Here is a 16,283-nt window from a genome sequence, read left to right on the forward strand (position 1 = left end):
CCGGGCCGCCAGCATCGAGGGTGGGAGGTACGGCGATGGTGGCGACAGCGCGAACCGTGGACGGAGTCTCGGACAGACCGAAGGTGACGAGCCGGCTCGTCTGGCGGACGATTGTCGAGCAGTCCTTCGCCGTGGTCAGTTACGTCACGCCGGACGGAGAGCCGCGGTCGAGCGGAGTCGTCTACGGGACGGGGCCGCGGCAGCTGTACGTCGCGGTCGCGCCGGACAGCTGGAAGGCGCTGCACATCCCGGCCACCGACCAGGTCGCCGTGACGGTGCCGGTACGTCGTGGCGGGTTGCTGTCCCTGTTCTTCCCGATCCCGCCCGCGACGATCAGCTTCCACGCCCGGGCCGTCGTACACCCGATCGGGACTGTCCCCGTCGGTTCGCTGTCGTCGGAATTGGCAGCCCTGATCCCCGCCGAACGCCTGTCGCGCTGCCGGATCCTCGAAATCATCCCCGAGGGCGACTTCCTGACCTACGGGATCGGTACGCCGCTTCGCCGCATGCGCGACCCGCAGGCGTCCCGGGCCCGGGTTTCGGTGCCGAGGTGACCTGGATGTGCGTCGGCGTCGAAGGACGGGTGGTGGAGCTCGACGGAGACACTCCGGTGGCGGCGCCTACCGGGACGGTCGAGACGGCCGACGGGCAGCGCCGGGTGTGTTTCGCGTTCCTGCCGGACGTCGTGGTCGGGGACGTGGTGCTGGTGCATTCCGGGTTCGCGATCAACCGGCTGGACGACGGTGGAGGGGATCGATGAGACGGCAGGGACTTGTGCTGGCCTTCGGGACAGCGGTGATCAGCGGAGTGTCGGTGTTCGTCAACTCGTACGGCGTACGCGTCGTCCGCGACGCCACCGTGTACACGACGGCGAAGAACCTGATCGCGGCGGTCGTGCTGACGCTGCTGCTGGCCGGCGGAGTTCTCGCCGGCCGACGTACCCGGGACGAGGGAGGGCGTCGGGCGCAGAGGTCGTCGCCGCGAACCTGGATCGGCATGGCAGCGGTGGCTGTGGTCGGCGGTTCGGTGCCGTTCGTGCTGTTCTTCAGTGGGCTGGCTCATGCGTCGTCGACCCATGCCGCGTTCGTGCACAAGACGCTGGTCGTGTGGGTGGCCTTGCTCGCCGTACCGCTGCTGGGGGAGCGGCTGGGGCTCCTGCACTACGCCGCGATCGGCCTGCTCCTCGCCGGGCAGGTGGCGCTCGGCGGTGGGCTGGGCGGATTCCGTTTCGGCACCGGCGAACTGATGATCCTGGCGGCGACACTGTTGTGGGCGGTCGAGGTGATCCTGGTGAAGCGGCTACTTGATGCGATTTCGCCGGGCGTACTCGCGGTCGCCCGCCTGGGGCTCGGCGTCGTACTGCTGATCGGGTGGGTCGCGGTCAGCGGCCGCTGGTCCGCGCTGATCGGCCTGAGCGCCGAGGGCTGGCGCTGGGCGTTGCTGACCGGCCTGTTGCTGGCAGGGTACGTCGCGACGTGGTACCGCGCTCTCGCGCTGGCGCCGGCGGTGGACGTGACCGCGGTACTCGTGGTCGCCGCGATCATCACGGCCGCGCTCGACGCCGTCGTGAAGGGCACCGTGGTGACCCCGCAGGTGGGCGTCGGGCTCGCGCTGCTCGGCGCGGGCGCGGGTCTGATCACGATGGCGCGCTCGCGTCGTACGCCGGCCGTCGCGCAATGACTCCGGGACCGTTGCTCTTCGCGCGGTACGCCTATCCGCCGAACGCGCTCGGGTACTGCGGTCCGGGTGACTCCGGTGAACTCCTCGAGTACGCCGGAAGCGGCGTGTCCGACCGTGGCCTCTCCGCGATCGCGGAGCGCTTCCTGGGTGCCTGGCCGTACCTGTCGTTGATAGCGGCGGCGTCCGGCCGGAAGCCGCTCGACACCGAGGTCGTCGAGGCGTACTGGGTCGGCAACCGCCTGCTGGACAACGTGCCCGGCTCGCTGCTGGCCGCGCACCTGACGGACCGCTTCGACAGCCGCGTCGATCATGGCCTGTCCGACCCGATCCGCCTGGCACTGCTCGGCGGCCGGCCCCACCACAACTTCCATGTCTTCGCGGTCTATCCCTGGACCGGTCTGCTTCGCGCGGGTCCGGCGGCCGAGCCCTTGCGGGTCCTGGACAGCTGCCGCATCTCCTGGGGCAAGGTGTTGTCCGTCGACGACGAGCAGGCCGACGTACAGCTGCGTCCCCTCGACTACGACAACGGCAGACTGCGGCTCGGTGATCCCGTCGTACGCCGGATGCTCGCGGGCGCACGCGGCTACCGCCTGGCGCACAGCGTGCGGATCGGTGACCTGGTCTCAGTCCACTGGAACTGGATCTGCGACGTCCTGTCCCCACTCCAGGGCGTCGAGCTGCACAGAACGACGACAACGCTCCTCGACCTCGTCAACCACGGCCTCGGCCGACCGGCAGTCGGCAGCGCGCTCGAACGATGACCTCTCAGGACGGCACCCGCTGGATGCGGAAGACCGGGTACTGAGGGGCGATGCGCTCGAATTCGGCGAGGGGTGCGTTGCGGGCCACCGGGAGGTGGCTGCGGGCTCCGGGGGCGAGTTCGAGGTAGTGGCGGAGGATCGGGGCGCGGGCGGACGGGGCGATCTCCTCGAGGCGGATCACCTCGCGGCGGCCGTGGCGGAGGACCGCGCGGCCGTGAGCGGCGCGGACGTTGCGGACCCAGTTGGCACGCTCGCCGAGCATCGCGACGAGGTACCGCTCGCCCTTGTACCACGTGAGAACCAAGGGGAACGAGATGGTTCTGCCCGACTTCCGGCCGACCACCTCGAGCGTCACCGCCCGATGGGGTACGGCGATACCGCTCGCGTAGTGGACCGCGCTGATCCGGTTCAGGACCCGGGCGACCCGGTTCGGCCGGCCGCCGCGGTACATCCACCGGTCGAACCGGTGGAGCCACTGCTGTCTCGGGGCTCGGCTGCCGGTCATGGCGGGTGTCCTCTGACTTGTCTCGGGACCTTGCCGTTGGCGGTGGCGACGAGGCGGAGGATCTTGTGGCCGGTGTCGGCGGTCGGGCCGAACATCAGCGGGCAGCCGCCGGCGATGACCGTGACGCCGTGCTGGACGCCGTACACCAGCGCGTCCTGCGACACGCTGCCGTCGCCGTAGAGACGGTGCATCCAGACCTTGTCGATGCCGAGCTCGACGCATTCGCGCATGGTCGCCTCGGCGGTCTCGGGCCGGGTTCCGATGACGACCGCCTCGACGCCGCCGGGGACCGATTTGAGGTCGTGGTAGCACGGGTCGCCTTCGACCTCGTCGGCGTTCGGATTGATCGCGAACACCTCGTACCCGCGATCCCGCAGCCGCTTGTAGACGACGTTCGCACCATGCCCTTGCGGAGTCCGGGACACGCCGGTGACCGCGATCCGGCGGTGTGCCAGGAAGTCCGCGGCCGCCTGTTTGATCGTTACCATCGTGCTCACCTCCGAGCAGTGGGGGATGCGCCGGTGGGGCGCATCCGCCAGGGTTTCGGAATCACACCATGTGGTGCTCGTGCCGGTAGACCGACCGGCTCGCCGGTAGGGCGGCCAGCGCGGCGACGACGGTCACCCCGCCGGTGATCCACGAGGTCCACGCCGCCGCGTTCGCGTCCGTGTAGGTGAAGACCCACGGAGCCACGATCGCTGCGACCCCGCCCAGTGCGGTCATCCACTCGTCGATGTAGGCGCCCGGCGTGGCCAGCGCGATGATCGCCATCACGCCGATCGCCGCTCCGATCAGCACCATCGCCCAGGTCCCTGTGGTGTCGATCTCGACCCACAGCGGCGACAGGGCCAGGTACAGGCCCGCGAGCAGGCTCAGCCAGTCCTGCGGGCGAGTCCAGGCAGTCGACTGGATGTCTGCCATGTCGCTCATCTCTCCTTCCTCGATCGAATGCGCCGACCGGCTCGGTCAGCTCCCTCACTTCGATCGTTACCCTGGGCGCGCGCAACGGCGTAGGGACCAACGTCACGGTTTCCGCCGGACCTTCGGCAGCCTCACAGTTCGGGTACGGCGAGCAGGGGTTCGGCGACTGCGTAGCTGACGACCGGGCCGTCGCGGCAGACCAGTAACGGACCGAGCTGGCAGTGTCCGCACAAGGCGATCCCGCATTTCATCGAGCGTTCGAGCGAGACGCGGATGCGCGCGGGCGGGACCTGGTCGCGGAGCAGGACCCGAGCGCTGAAGCGCATCATCGGCTCCGGGCCGCACAGGAACGCCGCGGTCCGTTCCGGGTCGAGCCGCAACCGGGTGAGCGGATCGGTGACGAAGCCGACCGTACCGTCCCATCCGTCGGCCGGCCGGTCGACGGTGAGCTCGACCTCGAGATCGTCGCGCGCGGCCCAGGCGGCCAGTTCGGCACGGAACAGGAACTCGTCCGGGGTGCGCGCACCGGCGATCAGCACGATCCGGCGGTACGCCGAGCGCGCGGCCAGCGCGGCGAGGACGACGGGACGCAGCGGCGCCAGACCCACCCCGCCCGCGACCACCACCAGATCGTTGCCAGCGGCATCTTCGGGCGCCCACGCCGTACCGAACGGGCCGCGAACGCCGATCACGGTCCCGGGCTGGGCGTCGTGCAGCGCCCGGCTCACCGCACCGACGGACCGGACGGTGTGGGTCAGGGCTCCGTCGGCGCCGATGCCGCTGATCGAGATCGGTACCTCGCCGACGGGGTACGCGTACAGCATCGCGAACTGCCCGGGCCGAAACCGGTCCAGCGCCGGCCCGAGCGGAACCAGCCGCAGCGTCGCCGAGTCGCGGGTCTCCACGGTGCGCCCGGCGACCCGGTAACGCACGGGCAGCATCGGCTCAGCCATGGCGGAACGGGTCCAGCGAGCGCGCGCGGGTGTTGTCAGCCATGTCCGGACTCCGCGAGCCGGCCGGCCTCTTCGGTGAGGTCGATGCCGACGGGACACCAGGCGATGCAGCGGCCGCAGCCGACGCAGCCGGAGCCGCCGAACTGGTCGTGCCAGGTGCCGAGCTTGTGGGTGATCCACTGCCGGTAGCGGCTCGCGCCGGAACCGCGGACGCTGCCGCCGTGGACATAGGAGAAGTCGAGTTCGAAGCAGGACGACCATCGCTGCCAGCGTTCGGCGTGGTCACCGGTGAGGTCGGTGACGTCCTCGGTGGTGGTGCAGAAGCATGTCGGGCAGACCATCGTGCAGTTGCCGCAGGTCAGGCACCGCTCGGCGACATCGGCCCAGTGCGACGACTCGCGGCTGCCCGCCAGCAGTGCCCGCAGATCGACCTCCGGCATCGCGCGTCCCATCCGCTGCGCGGCCGTGTCCAGCGCAGCCGTGGCGGCGTCGGTCTCGGCGGTCGTGGCGTCGCGATGGCCGATCCGTGCGAGGAGTTCGCGTCCGCCGGCGGTCCCCGCCGACACAAGGAAGTGATCGGGCATCTCGGTCAGCGTCAGGTCGGCACCCGCTCCGGCCGTGGGACCCGTGCCCATCGACGCACAGAAGCACACCTCACCGGGCTCGGTGCAGTTCACGGCCACGACGAACAGCGACTGGTACCGGGCCTGGAACGAGCCGTCCGGGTGTGAGCCCCCGCCCAGTACGTCCCGCAGCTTGCCGATCGCGGCCAGGTCACACCCGCGGACACCGAGCAGCGCATACCGAGGCGTCTCCTCGGCGGCGGGCTCGAACGTGCCGTTGCGATCGGTGGACCACAGCTTGCGCCGGGACGGGTGCAGGTAGGTCTTCCACGACTGCGGCCCGGCGGAGTGGGCGAAGACCGCGTTGTCCGTACGCCGCCGCAACCGGTAGTGCCCTGGGCCTGTCTCGACGCCCCAGCCGGCGGGCAGTTGACCCGCGTCGGTCAGCTCGGCCAACTGGATCGCGCTGCCGGACCTGGTGGGGCCGATCACCCGGTAGCCGTCGCCGATCAGCACCTCGACAAGGGTGCTGAGGTCGTCGACGATCACCTGGCTCATAGCGTGATCCTGCCGAGCGGCGCCATACCGGTCCCAGGGCCGAAGGTCCCGGCAGACCTGACCGTCGGTCCCTGGCCCGGTCCCCGGCGACCTGGTGTGCTGGCAGAGATGGACACTCCGACGCTAGCGGTCTTCAAACTCGCCTCGTGTGACGGTTGCCAGCTCACCGTGCTGGACTGCGAGGACGAGCTGCTCGCGCTGGCCGGCCGGGTGCGGATCGCGCACTTCCTGGAGGCGACCAGCGCGGTCGAGCCGGGGCCGTACGACGTGACGCTGGTCGAGGGCTCGATCACGACCGCCGCGGACGCGGAGCGGATCCGGCAGCTCCGTGCCGAGTCGAAGGTGCTCGTCGCGATCGGCGCGTGTGCGACCGCCGGCGGAATCCAGGCGCTGCGGAACTTCGGCGACGTCGCGGAGTTCGCGTCGGTGGTCTACGCCCGACCGGACTACATCGAGACCCTGGCCACCTCGACGGCGGTGGCCGACCACGTGCCGGTCGACTTCGAGCTGCGCGGTTGCCCGATCGACAAGCACCAGCTGCTCGAGGTGCTGACCGCGTTCCTGGCCGGCCGCAAGCCCGACCTGCCGGACACCTCGGTGTGCACCGAGTGCAAGCGCCGGGGCCTGACCTGCGTCATGGTCGCCGACGGTACGCCGTGCCTCGGTCCGGTCACGCACGCGGGGTGCGGTGCGCTCTGTCCGGCGTACCGGCGTGGTTGTTTCGGCTGCTTCGGGCCGATGACGAAACCCAACGTGGCGGCTCTGATCCCGCGGCTGCGGGCCGCCGGGATGTCCGACGGTGACGTGGACCGGGTCTTCCACACGTTCAACGCCGCGTCCGCGGGCTGGTCCTCATGAGTCACCGGGCGCGGCAGCTGAAGGTCAGTTCGCTGGCCAGGGTGGAGGGGGAGGGCGCGCTCCACGTCACCGTGCGGGACGGTGTCGTGGAGCGCGCGGACCTGCAGATCTACGAGCCGCCGCGGTTCTTCGAGGCGCTGTTGCGCGGCCGGAGCTACACCGAGCCGCCGGACATCACCGCCCGGATCTGCGGGATCTGCCCGGTCGCGTACCAGACGAGCGCGTGCAACGCCATCGAGGACGCGTGCGGCGTCCGGATCGACGGCGCGATCCGCGAACTCAGGCGGCTGCTGTACTGCGGCGAGTGGATCTCCAGCCACGCGCTGCACATCTACCTCCTGCACGCACCGGACTTCCTCGGCTACCCGGACGCGATCGCACTGGCCACCGACCATCGCGAGATCGTGGAACGTGGGCTGCTCTTGAAGAAGGCCGGCAACGCGATCCTGGACCTGGTCGGCGGCCGCGCGATCCACCCGATCAACGTGCGCGTCGGCGGCTTCTACTCGGCACCGGATCACGCCCGGCTCGACCGGCTGGCGCAGCAGCTCCGCCCGGCGCTCGACGCGGCGGTCGCGACGGTGCGCTGGGTGGCCGGATTCGACTTCCCCGACCTGGAACTGGAGCACGAGCTGCTCGCCGCGCACGACCCGGCGCGGTACGCGATCGAGAGCGGTACGTCGTTGCGCCGCAGCGCCGGAACCGGGTTCGAGGTCGATGCCTTCAGCAATCACATCGTGGAACAGCAGGTGCCGCACTCGACCGCGTTGCACGCGAGTCTCGACGGGGGCCGGTACCTGACCGGGCCGCTGGCCCGCTACACCCTCAATCGCGCCCAGCTGTCGCCGCTGGCGTCGCGGCTCGCGGCGGAGGCGGGCCTCGGGGGCGAATGCCGGAACCCGTTCCGGAGCATCGTGGTCCGCGCGGTCGAGACCGTGTACGCCGTCGAGGAGGCACTCCGCCTGATCGAGGCGTACCGCCCGCCAGAGCCGCCGTACGTGGTCGTACCGGCGCGGGACGGGGTGGGTCACGGCGTCAGTGAAGCGCCCAGGGGCCTGCTGTACCACCGCTACGAGATCGGGGCCGACGGACTCGTGCGGTCGGCGACGATCGTGCCGCCGACGGCGCAGAACCAGGCCGCGATCGAGGACGATCTCCGGCAGGTGGTGGCGGCGAACCTGGAACTCGGCGACCAGCCGCTGACCGGGCTGTGCGAACGGACGATCCGCAACTACGACCCGTGCATCTCCTGCTCGACCCACTTCCTGGACCTGACCGTGGAGCGGCAGTGACGACGGCCGTGGTGATCGGAGTCGGCAACGAGTACCGGCGGGACGACGGCATCGGCCCTGCCCTGGTCGCCGCACTCGAGGACCGTTGGCTGCCGGGCGTGAAGCTGCTCGTCTCGGACGGCGAACCCGCGCGGCTGATCGACGACTGGGCCGGCGTCCCACTCGCGATCGTCGTCGACGCGGTCCTGTGCGAACCGTCGGCACCAGGTGAGTTCTATCGCACCGAGGTACCGCTCGACGGCCGTCACCATGATCACGACCTCGAGGACCATCCGCACTCGGCCGGTTCGCATAGCCTCGGCATCCCGGACGCGCTTCGGCTCGCGCAGGCGCTGGACCGCGTGCCGCACCGCCTCGTGGTGTACGCCGTCGAGGCCGCCGACATCACCTTCGGCACGGGCCTGACGGCCCCGGTCGCCGCCGCACTGCCGCGCCTGGTCGACGCGGTTGTCGCCGAGTTGAGCGTCAGCCGCTGAGGAAGGCGACGCAGTCGCGCATCGTGCGGAGGCTCGCGTAGTCGTCCTCGTCGATGCGGCGGCCCGATCCGGTGCTGAGCAGTTCGACGAAGCTGAGGAAGTCGAGCGAGTCGAGTTCGAGCTCGTCCCGGAACGGGGCGTCGTCCGGCAACGCGTCCAGGTCCGCGTCGGGGACGATCCGCAGCAGCGCGTCGCCGACCAGTTCGCGCGCGTCCTGGATGGTGAGAGTCATAGCTCCTCCGGTGTCTGCAACAGGTGGTCGATGGTGGTGAGGAAGCGACCCCCGGTGAAGCCGTCGGTCGCTCGGTGGTCCGCGGCGAGGGTCAGCGTCTGGCACGGTCGTACGCCGAGCAGGCCGTTGACCGCCCACGGCCGCTCCACGACCCGTCCCGCGCCGACCAGCGCGACCTGTGGTGGGTAGACGATGCCGTGCACGCTCTCCACCCCCTGGTCGCCGAGGTTCGTGATCGTGATCGTCGCGTCCGTCATCTCGGCCCGCCGGAGACGTCCGGACCGGGCGCGTTCGACGAGATCCCGCAGAGCCGCCATCAGGTCCCGGACGGGCAGGGCGTCGGCGTCGTGCAGCGCCGGAGCGACCAGACCGCCGCCGCGCAGCGAGATGGCGACGCCGAGGTGCACCTGATCGGCCGGCCGGAACTCGTCGTCGGTCCAGTACCCGTTGAGCTCCGGGTGCCGGCGCGCCGCCAGCGCGGTTGCCTTGAGCAACAGAGCGGCCGGGACGAGCCGCTCGGTGACGGGGAGTTCGCGGTTCGTCCGGGTGAGCCAGCCGACGGCTGCGGCGAGGTCGACGGTGGTCGACAGGTAGTAGTGCGGGATCTCCCGGCCGGCCCGTGCCATCAATCGCGCGATCGTGCCCCGCTGCGACCGCTGCACGACGTGCCGCGCGGCCCTGCGGATGGGCGGGGCGGGGACGCCGGGCGTGGTCGGCGGGGCGGAGACGGTGGGCGCGGCCGGTTTCGGTGCGGCGGGTGCGGACAGGGAAGTGTCGCGGCGGCCGTTGGCCGGCGGTGTGGTCTCGGCGAAGCGGCGGACGTCCTGCGAGGTGATCAGGCCACGCTGCCCGGTCGCCGGCACGGTTCCGAGGTCGATCCCGAGCGCACGGGCCAGTTTCCGCGCATACGGCGACGCCTTCACACGTCCGGCCTCCCCGGCTCCTCGCGCCGGCGCCGCGGACGGCTCGGGCGCGGGGAGCTCGGCGGCGGGTGCTGCGGATGGTTCGGGCGCGGTGGGTGCTTCCACGGCGGCGGATCCGGCTGCTGGTGCCCGCGGAACAGGCACAGAGCCGACCTCGGTGCTGCTGTCGATGGTGGCCAAGGGTGTGCCGACCTGGACTCGTTCGCCGACCGGGACCAGGAGCTTGCCGATCGTGCCGCCGGCGAAGGTCTCGACCTCGATCGCCGCCTTGTCGGTGTCGACGACGGCGACCGGATCGCCCTTGTGGACGGTGTCGCCAGGCTGAACGAGCCACTCGATCACCGTGCCCTCGTCCATGTCCGCGCCGAGCGACGGCATCCGGAACTCAGCCACCGCCGTTCACCACCTTCCGCGCCGCCGCGACGATGCCTGCCGGCTGCGGGAGCGCGGCGTCCTCGAGATGTTTCGCGTACGGCATCGGAACCTCGGCGCTGCAGACCCGCTCGACCGGCGCGTCCAGGTCTTCGAACGCCTGCTCGGTGATGCGCGCGCTGACCTCTGCCGACAGGCTCCCGGTGCGCCAGCCCTCGTCGACGACGACGGCCCGGTGCGTCCGGCGGACCGATTCGACGAACGTCGTGTCGTCGAGCGGGCGAAGCGTGCGCAGGTCGATCACCTCGGCCGAGACGCCCTCCGCGGCGAGCTGGCCGGCTGCGTCGAGGCACTTGCCGAGACTCCCGCCGTACGTCACCAGCGTCATATCCGTGCCGGGTCTGCGGACGGCGGCGTGGTCGATGTCGACCGGCCCAGCGTCCGCGGCGAGGTCTCCGGCCATCGGGTAGAGCGCGCCGTTCTCGAACAGCAGCACCGGGTCCGGGTCGAGCAGCGCTGTCCAGAGCATGCCGCGAGCGTCCTCCAAGGTCGCGGGTGCGACGATCCGCAGGCCGGGGATGTGCGCGAACCAGCCCTCGAGGCTGTGCGAATGCTGCGCCGCCAGTTGCCGTCCGGCGCCGGTGGTCATCCGGATCACGAGGGGTACGCCGACCTGGCCGCCGGACATGTGCCGCAGGGTCGCGGCATTGTTCAGGATCTGGTCCAGGGCGAGCAGGCTGAAGTTGACCGTCATGATCTCGACGATCGGCCGCATCCCGGCCATCGCCGCCCCGATCCCCGCCCCGACGAAGGCCGACTCCGACAGCGGGGTGTCGCGGATCCGGTCCGGGCCGAACTCCTCCAGCAGACCGAGGCTGACCCCGAAGCACCCGCCGTACGCCCCGACGTCCTCACCCATCAGGAACACCCGGTCGTCGCGGCGCATCGCATCCCTGATCCCTTCCCGAAGCGCTTCCCGGTACGTCGTCATGACTGCTCCGCATACACGAATCTGGTCAGGTCTCCGGCCGGCTCGAGCGGGCCGGCGTCCGCGGCGGCGACGGCCCGCTGGAGCTCGTCGTCGACCTCACGGTGCAGGGCCTTCAGGGCGTCGTCGGTGAGTTCCCCGGCGGTCTGCATCCGCCGGATGAGGGCGTCGATCGGGTCGCGTTCCTTCCACCGGGCGATCTCCGCCTTGTCCCGGTAGCGGTCGGAGTCGTACATCGAATGCGCCCGGAAGCGGTACGTGCGCAGCTCCAGGAAGCACGGCCCGGCGCCACCCCGGATGGTCTCGACCGCCCGCCGCGTCGCCTCCTCGACGGCGACGACGTCCATCCCGTCCACCGCCCAGGCAGGCATCCCGTACGACGACGCGCGCAACGCCAGGTCGGTCTGTGCCTGGGCTCGCGCAAGCGCCGTACCCATGGCGTAGCGGTTGTTCTCGCAGCAGAAGAGCACCGGGAGCTTCCACAGCGCGGCGAGGTTCATGCACTCGTGGAACTCGCCTTCGGCGACCGCGCCGTCGCCGAAGAAGCAGGCGGTCACGCGAACGGAGTCGCGGAGCCGGTCCGCGAGACCGATCCCGACGGCGAGCGGCAGCCCACCGCCGACGATCGCGTTCCCGCCGTAGAACCGGCGCTTGACGTCGAACAGGTGCATCGACCCGCCGCGCCCGCGGCTGCAACCGCTGGTGCGACCGAACATCTCGGCCATCACCGACTGCATCGACAGGCCGCGCGCCAGCGCGTGGCCGTGCTCGCGATACGTGGAGACGACCGCGTCGTCGGCGGTCAGACCGTTGAGGACGCCGACCGCGACCGCTTCCTCCCCGACGTACAGATGCAGGAAGCCGCGAATCTTGGTCGCGCTGTAGAGTTCGACGCAGATCTCCTCGAACTTGCGGATCCGCACCATCTGCCGGAGCAGGTCGGTGTGGTACTTGGCGATCGCGGTGTTCATCGTGCTCGCTCCAACGTCGACAGGTCGCCCTCGGGCAGGCCGAGTTCGCGGGCCTTGAGCAGCCGGCGCATGACCTTGCCGCTGCTGGTGTGCGGCAGGTTCTGGTCGAAGGCGATCTCGCGCGGTGCGACCGCACCGAGCCGCCGGCGCCCGAAGGCGATCAGCTCGGCCCGCAACGTCTCGCCCGGCTGATACCCCGGCCGCAAGGTGACGAAGGCCTTGACGATCTCGCCGGCGACCTCGTCCGGTACGCCGATCACGCCGGCTTCGGTCACCGCCGGGTGCTCGAGCAGCGCGCTCTCCACCTCGAACGGGCCGACCAGGTGACCCGACGACTTGATCACGTCGTCGGCCCGGCCGACGAACCAGAAGTAGCCGTCGGCATCGATCCGGGCCAGGTCACCGGTCAGGTACCAGCCGCCCGCGAACGCCTTGCGATAGCGGAACTCGTCGTGCAGGTAGCCCCGGAACATCGACGGCCAGCCGGGGCGCAGGGCCAGCTCGCCGACCTGGTCGACGCCGAGCACCTCCACCTGGTCGTCGGTGACCGCGGCCCTGCCGTCGTCACCGCAGCGCAGCACGGTGGCCTCGATACCGGGCATCGGCCGGCCCATCGAACCGGGCCGGACAGGCATCGAAGGGTAGTTGCTGATCATGATCGCGCCGGTCTCGGTCTGCCACCAGTTGTCGTGCACCGAGAGCTTGTAGGTCTGCCGCGCCCACCAGATCACTTCGGGATTGAGCGGTTCGCCGACGCTGGCGATGTGCCGGAGCGCGGACAGGTCGTAGCGCGACGCCAGGTCGGAGCCGGCCCGCATCAGCATCCGCAGCGCCGTCGGCGCGGTGTACCAGACGGTGACATGGTTGTCGGCGAGCACCTGGTACCAGCGAGCGGCGTCGAAATCGCCGTCGTCGGCCAGCAGCGTGACGCCGTGCGTGAGCGGCGCGACGATGCCGTACGACGTCCCGGTCACCCAGCCCGGATCCGCGGTACACCAGAAAACGTCGTCCGGCCGAAGGTCGAGAGCGAAGCCCGCCGTGATGTGGTGGGCTACGACGGCCTCGTGCACGTGAACGGCGCCCTTGGGTGTTCCGGTCGTTCCGCTGGTGAAGTGCAGCAGTGCCATCGCTTCCGGGCTGGTGGCCGGTATCGTCCACTCGCCCGACTGCGCGTCGAGCGCTGTCCGGAGGTCGAGTGTGTCGTCCGGAGGCCGGTCCGGTGCGTCGATCAGGAGAACGTGGCGGAGTCCGCGGAGCCGGTCGCGCTGGGGTGCGATCTTGCGACGGTACAGGGTGGTGGTGGTGACCAGGACCTGGGCGTCGCCGAGCAGGAGCCGGTTCCTGATCGGCTCAGGCCCGAAGGCGGCGAAGAGCGGCGACAGCACGCTGAGGTTCTTCCAGCAGCCGAGCGCGGCGACGTACAGTTCGGGTTGCCGGCCGAGGAGCGTGAAGACCCGGTCCCGCGGACCGACGCCGAGGGACCGCAGCAGGTTGGCGAACCGGTTGCTCAGCACGCTCAGCTCCCGGTACGTCAGATCCCGGGTCCCGGTCCGCCCGATCGCGCGGATCGCGACGTGTCCGCCCCGTCCGGTCGCCACGTGCCGGTCGACCGCCTCATAGGCGATGTTGAGCCCGCGCCCGTCCGGGAGCCCGCTGAGCAGTCGCTGCGCGGCTGCCCAGGAGAAGTATTGTCTGGCTTGCGCGTAGTCGGCCAGGTTGGGGGCCGGAGGCAAGGTTTCGACGGGCATCGGCGTTCCTCCTCAGTCGTGTGCAGCCCAGGTGTGGGTGTCACCAGGCCTGAGCGATCTGGCGTGTCCGTAGCAGCGGACCTCGATGGCGGGGCCCGGTTCGGGATCAACGGTGACGGTGACGGCTGTGCTCGAGACTTCGGCGACGAGCCGATGGCCGCGGTAGCGCAGCACCATCCGGAGGGTGCCGAGCTTGGCCGGCCAGCGGGGGCGGAAGCCGAGCACGTCGTTGGTGGTGGTGAGTCCGGTGAAGCAGCGCTGGACGAGGTCGGCGCTGCCCGCCATGGCGGCGAGGTGGATGCCTTCGGCGGTGGTCCCGGTGTGCTGTGCGTCGCCGGCGTCGCTGTGCAGCGCCTGTTCGAGGAAGGTCAGCGCGCGGTCGGCGTCCAGGGTCGCGAGCCCCCACGCGTGGACGATGGCGCTCAGCGACGAGCCGTGGCAGGTCCGCCCGAGGTAGTACTCGACGGTCTTGCGGATGATCTCGGCGGACAGCGGATACCCGAGGCGCGCCATCAGGTCGTGGAGGTCGCGGCGCGGCAACAGGTAGAGCAGCATCAGTACGTCGGCCTGCTTGGAGACCTGATACGCCGCCACGTCGTGGCCTTCGGCCTCCAGGATCCGGTCCAGGCGCCGGATGTCGCCGTACGTCGACCGGTACCGCGGCCAGTCGAGCTCCGTGAGCTGTTCGTAGCCCTCGAACTGGCTGATCACGCCGTCGTGGAACGGCACGTACATGCGGCGGGTGAGCTCGTCCCAGTGGTTGCGCTCCTCCTGGCGCAGACCGAGGGATTCGGTGAGTTCCGTCCGGCGCCAGGCGGGCAGCCGGTCCAGGGTGCGGGCGGCGGTGCCGAACAGCCAGACGGCCATCACGTTGGTGTAGGCGTTGTTGTCGATGCCGGGATCCCGGCGGCCGGGATACGAGGTGTGGAACTCGTCGGGGCCGACCACGCCCTTGATCACGTACCGGTCGCGGGCGGCGTCGTACTGGGCCAGGTGGGCGAAGAACCGGGCCACCTCGACGATCACCTCGGCACCGCGGTCGACGAGGAACTCCAGGTCGCCGGTGGTCTCGACGTACTGCCACATGGTGTAGGCGACAGCCAGGCCGACGTGGCGCTGCCGGAAACTCGCGTCCTCGGTCCAGCGCCCGGACATCGGGTTGAGGTGGACTCGTTGGCTCTCCTCGCGGCCGTCGCTACCGGACTGCCAGGGATACATGGCGCCCGGGAGGCCGATCTGCCGCGCCGCCAGCCGGGCCGCCGGAAGGCGGCGGTGCCGGTAGCACAGCAGGGCGCGGGTGAGTTCGGGCATCCGGATCGTCAGGACGGGGAAGACGAAGAGCTCGTCCCAGAAGACGTGTCCGCGGTAGGCCTCGCCGTGCAGTCCGCGCGCCGGCACGCCGGCGTCCGCGTCGATGCTGTGCGGCGAGACGGACTGCAGCAGATGGAAGATGTTCAGCCGGAGTGCGGGCAGGGTTCCGTCGTACGTCTCCTCGAGCTCGACCTCGAACCTGCGCCACAGCTGGGACCAGGCCAGGACGTGTCGCTCCAGCAGGTCGCAGAAGCACGGCGCGGTGTCCAGGGCGAGTTCGGTGGCCAGCTGGGGTTCGGAGATCCCGGGGTCCCGGGAGCCATGGATCGCCGCGACCTTCTCGACGCTGACGACGTCGCCTGCCGTCACCTCGACCGGGATCTCGGCGGAGGCGGAGGTGCGGTCGGTGCGGGTGATCCAGTCGTCGAGCAGCGATCCGTTGTGCGAGGCAACGGCCCTGGTGCCGATCGAGACGCGATGCCGCGACTGGCTCGTGGTCGCGGTCACGAGGAGACTGTCGTCGGCGACGGTGGGGGAGAAGTCGGTGAGATGGTGGTCCGCGAGTTTGCGGTAGCGTTCGACGCCCGAGTTCGTGACGTTGCCGTGCACGGCCGATCCGATCCGGAGCCGGCCGGACCAGTTCACGACCGTGACGGTGAGGGTCTGACCGGCGAGATGCGGATCGGCCATGCTGACGAAGCGGCGTTCGACGCCACGGAGCTCCCGGCCCGCGCGGTCCCGGAGATGGAACCGGCGTGTGAGGACGCCGCGCCGGGCGTTCAGCTCCAGGTCGTACTCGAGGACCTCGCAGTTGTCCGGTGTCCACCACTCGCCGTCCCCGATCGCGACGGTGAGCGGTAGCCAGTCGGGGACGTTGACCAGGCTCTCGTTCTCGATACCGAGCTCGTCGACGGTGTCGGTCAGCCGGTTGTAGTAGCCGGCCAGATAGGTCCCGGGGTAATGGTGATCTCCGGCGACGGCCCCTGCCCACGCTCCGCGCGTGGCCACGTACCCGTTGCCGGTCGTGCACAGCGCCTCCCGCCGGCGCTCGTCCGCCGGATCGTAGCCGCTGAACGCGAGAGTCCACTCAGGCACGACGCTCATGACCCGACTGTGCGACGCGGCCCGGAACCTCCGTAGAGCCGAAGGTCCCGTCGGACTGGTCGGTTCG

Annotated in this window: 18 protein-coding genes; 7 read left to right on the forward strand and 11 right to left on the reverse strand. The window is 70.5% G+C overall.

What is annotated here, in order from left to right:
- Positions 1–83 precede the first annotated feature (83 nt).
- The 4 genes from ABN611_RS30655 to ABN611_RS30670 are packed head-to-tail and all read left to right on the forward strand — an operon-like array spanning position 84 to position 2,441.
- Positions 84–554, forward strand: a complete 471-nt coding sequence (locus tag ABN611_RS30655; RefSeq protein ID WP_350275744.1) for a pyridoxamine 5'-phosphate oxidase family protein — start codon at positions 84–86, stop codon at positions 552–554.
- A gap of 5 nt (positions 555–559) precedes the next feature.
- The gene (locus tag ABN611_RS30660; RefSeq protein ID WP_350281706.1) at positions 560–760 is read left to right on the forward strand and encodes a HypC/HybG/HupF family hydrogenase formation chaperone; all 201 of its coding nucleotides are present in this window, start codon (positions 560–562) and stop codon (positions 758–760) included.
- Positions 757–1,680 (forward strand): DMT family transporter, encoded by a 924-nt coding sequence (locus ABN611_RS30665; RefSeq protein WP_350275745.1) that lies wholly within the window; start codon positions 757–759, stop codon positions 1,678–1,680. Before ABN611_RS30660 ends, ABN611_RS30665 begins: the two co-directional genes overlap by 4 nt.
- Positions 1,677–2,441 carry a DUF6390 family protein gene (locus ABN611_RS30670; protein ID WP_350275746.1) on the forward strand — a complete coding sequence of 255 codons (765 nt, stop codon included), beginning with the start codon at positions 1,677–1,679 and terminating at the stop codon, positions 2,439–2,441. The genes ABN611_RS30665 and ABN611_RS30670 overlap by 4 nt, the downstream gene beginning before the upstream one ends.
- Positions 2,442–2,445: 4 nt before the next feature.
- Here ABN611_RS30670 and ABN611_RS30675 read toward each other — a convergent pair whose 3' ends face one another.
- The 5 genes from ABN611_RS30675 to ABN611_RS30695 all read right to left on the reverse strand — a co-directional run bounded on the left by ABN611_RS30675 (position 2,446) and on the right by ABN611_RS30695 (position 5,941).
- Positions 2,446–2,946 (reverse strand): hypothetical protein, encoded by a 501-nt coding sequence (locus tag ABN611_RS30675; protein ID WP_350275747.1) that lies wholly within the window; start codon positions 2,944–2,946, stop codon positions 2,446–2,448.
- Positions 2,943–3,434, reverse strand: a complete 492-nt coding sequence (locus ABN611_RS30680) for a CoA-binding protein (RefSeq protein WP_350275748.1) — start codon at positions 3,432–3,434, stop codon at positions 2,943–2,945. The genes ABN611_RS30675 and ABN611_RS30680 overlap by 4 nt, the downstream gene beginning before the upstream one ends.
- Before the next feature lie 61 nt (positions 3,435–3,495).
- Positions 3,496–3,876 (reverse strand): SPW repeat protein, encoded by a 381-nt coding sequence (locus ABN611_RS30685; protein ID WP_350275749.1) that lies wholly within the window; start codon positions 3,874–3,876, stop codon positions 3,496–3,498.
- A gap of 122 nt (positions 3,877–3,998) precedes the next feature.
- Positions 3,999–4,820 (reverse strand): FAD/NAD(P)-binding protein, encoded by an 822-nt coding sequence (locus ABN611_RS30690; protein WP_350275750.1) that lies wholly within the window; start codon positions 4,818–4,820, stop codon positions 3,999–4,001.
- Between the two features lie 35 nt (positions 4,821–4,855).
- Positions 4,856–5,941: a 4Fe-4S dicluster domain-containing protein gene (locus tag ABN611_RS30695; protein ID WP_350275751.1), complete on the reverse strand. Its 1,086-nt coding sequence runs from the start codon at positions 5,939–5,941 to the stop codon at positions 4,856–4,858.
- 108 nt (positions 5,942–6,049) lie between these two features.
- Here ABN611_RS30695 and ABN611_RS30700 point away from each other — a divergent pair, with 108 nt between their 5' ends.
- The 3 genes from ABN611_RS30700 to ABN611_RS30710 are packed head-to-tail and all read left to right on the forward strand — an operon-like array spanning position 6,050 to position 8,567.
- On the forward strand, positions 6,050–6,799 hold the full coding sequence (locus tag ABN611_RS30700) for a hypothetical protein (RefSeq protein ID WP_350275752.1): 750 nt from the start codon (positions 6,050–6,052) through the stop codon (positions 6,797–6,799).
- Positions 6,796–8,091, forward strand: coding sequence for a Ni/Fe hydrogenase subunit alpha (locus tag ABN611_RS30705; RefSeq protein ID WP_350275753.1), 1,296 nt, complete (start codon positions 6,796–6,798; stop codon positions 8,089–8,091). Before ABN611_RS30700 ends, ABN611_RS30705 begins: the two co-directional genes overlap by 4 nt.
- Positions 8,088–8,567, forward strand: coding sequence for a hydrogenase maturation protease (locus tag ABN611_RS30710; RefSeq protein WP_350275754.1), 480 nt, complete (start codon positions 8,088–8,090; stop codon positions 8,565–8,567). The genes ABN611_RS30705 and ABN611_RS30710 overlap by 4 nt, the downstream gene beginning before the upstream one ends.
- Here the strand turns inward: ABN611_RS30710 and ABN611_RS30715 are convergent.
- Genes ABN611_RS30715 through ABN611_RS30740 form a run of 6 tightly spaced genes read right to left on the reverse strand, consistent with a single transcriptional unit; the run spans position 8,557 to position 16,216 of the window.
- Positions 8,557–8,799, reverse strand: a complete 243-nt coding sequence (locus tag ABN611_RS30715) for a phosphopantetheine-binding protein (protein ID WP_350275755.1) — start codon at positions 8,797–8,799, stop codon at positions 8,557–8,559. The genes ABN611_RS30710 and ABN611_RS30715 overlap by 11 nt on opposite strands.
- Positions 8,796–10,115: a dihydrolipoamide acetyltransferase family protein gene (locus tag ABN611_RS30720; protein ID WP_350275756.1), complete on the reverse strand. Its 1,320-nt coding sequence runs from the start codon at positions 10,113–10,115 to the stop codon at positions 8,796–8,798. The genes ABN611_RS30715 and ABN611_RS30720 overlap by 4 nt, the downstream gene beginning before the upstream one ends.
- Positions 10,108–11,085 (reverse strand): alpha-ketoacid dehydrogenase subunit beta, encoded by a 978-nt coding sequence (locus ABN611_RS30725; RefSeq protein WP_350275757.1) that lies wholly within the window; start codon positions 11,083–11,085, stop codon positions 10,108–10,110. The genes ABN611_RS30720 and ABN611_RS30725 overlap by 8 nt, the downstream gene beginning before the upstream one ends.
- Positions 11,082–12,053: a pyruvate dehydrogenase (acetyl-transferring) E1 component subunit alpha gene (gene pdhA, locus ABN611_RS30730; protein ID WP_350275758.1), complete on the reverse strand. Its 972-nt coding sequence runs from the start codon at positions 12,051–12,053 to the stop codon at positions 11,082–11,084. Before pdhA ends, ABN611_RS30725 begins: the two co-directional genes overlap by 4 nt.
- Positions 12,050–13,801 carry an acetate--CoA ligase gene (gene acsA, locus ABN611_RS30735; RefSeq protein WP_350275759.1) on the reverse strand — a complete coding sequence of 584 codons (1,752 nt, stop codon included), beginning with the start codon at positions 13,799–13,801 and terminating at the stop codon, positions 12,050–12,052. The genes pdhA and acsA overlap by 4 nt, the downstream gene beginning before the upstream one ends.
- A 12-nt stretch (positions 13,802–13,813) precedes the next feature.
- The gene (locus ABN611_RS30740; RefSeq protein ID WP_350275760.1) at positions 13,814–16,216 is read right to left on the reverse strand and encodes a glycosyl hydrolase family 65 protein; all 2,403 of its coding nucleotides are present in this window, start codon (positions 16,214–16,216) and stop codon (positions 13,814–13,816) included.
- Positions 16,217–16,283: the final 67 nt, after the last annotated feature.

The organism is Kribbella sp. HUAS MG21, assembly GCF_040254265.1.
Taxonomy (GTDB): domain Bacteria; phylum Actinomycetota; class Actinomycetes; order Propionibacteriales; family Kribbellaceae; genus Kribbella.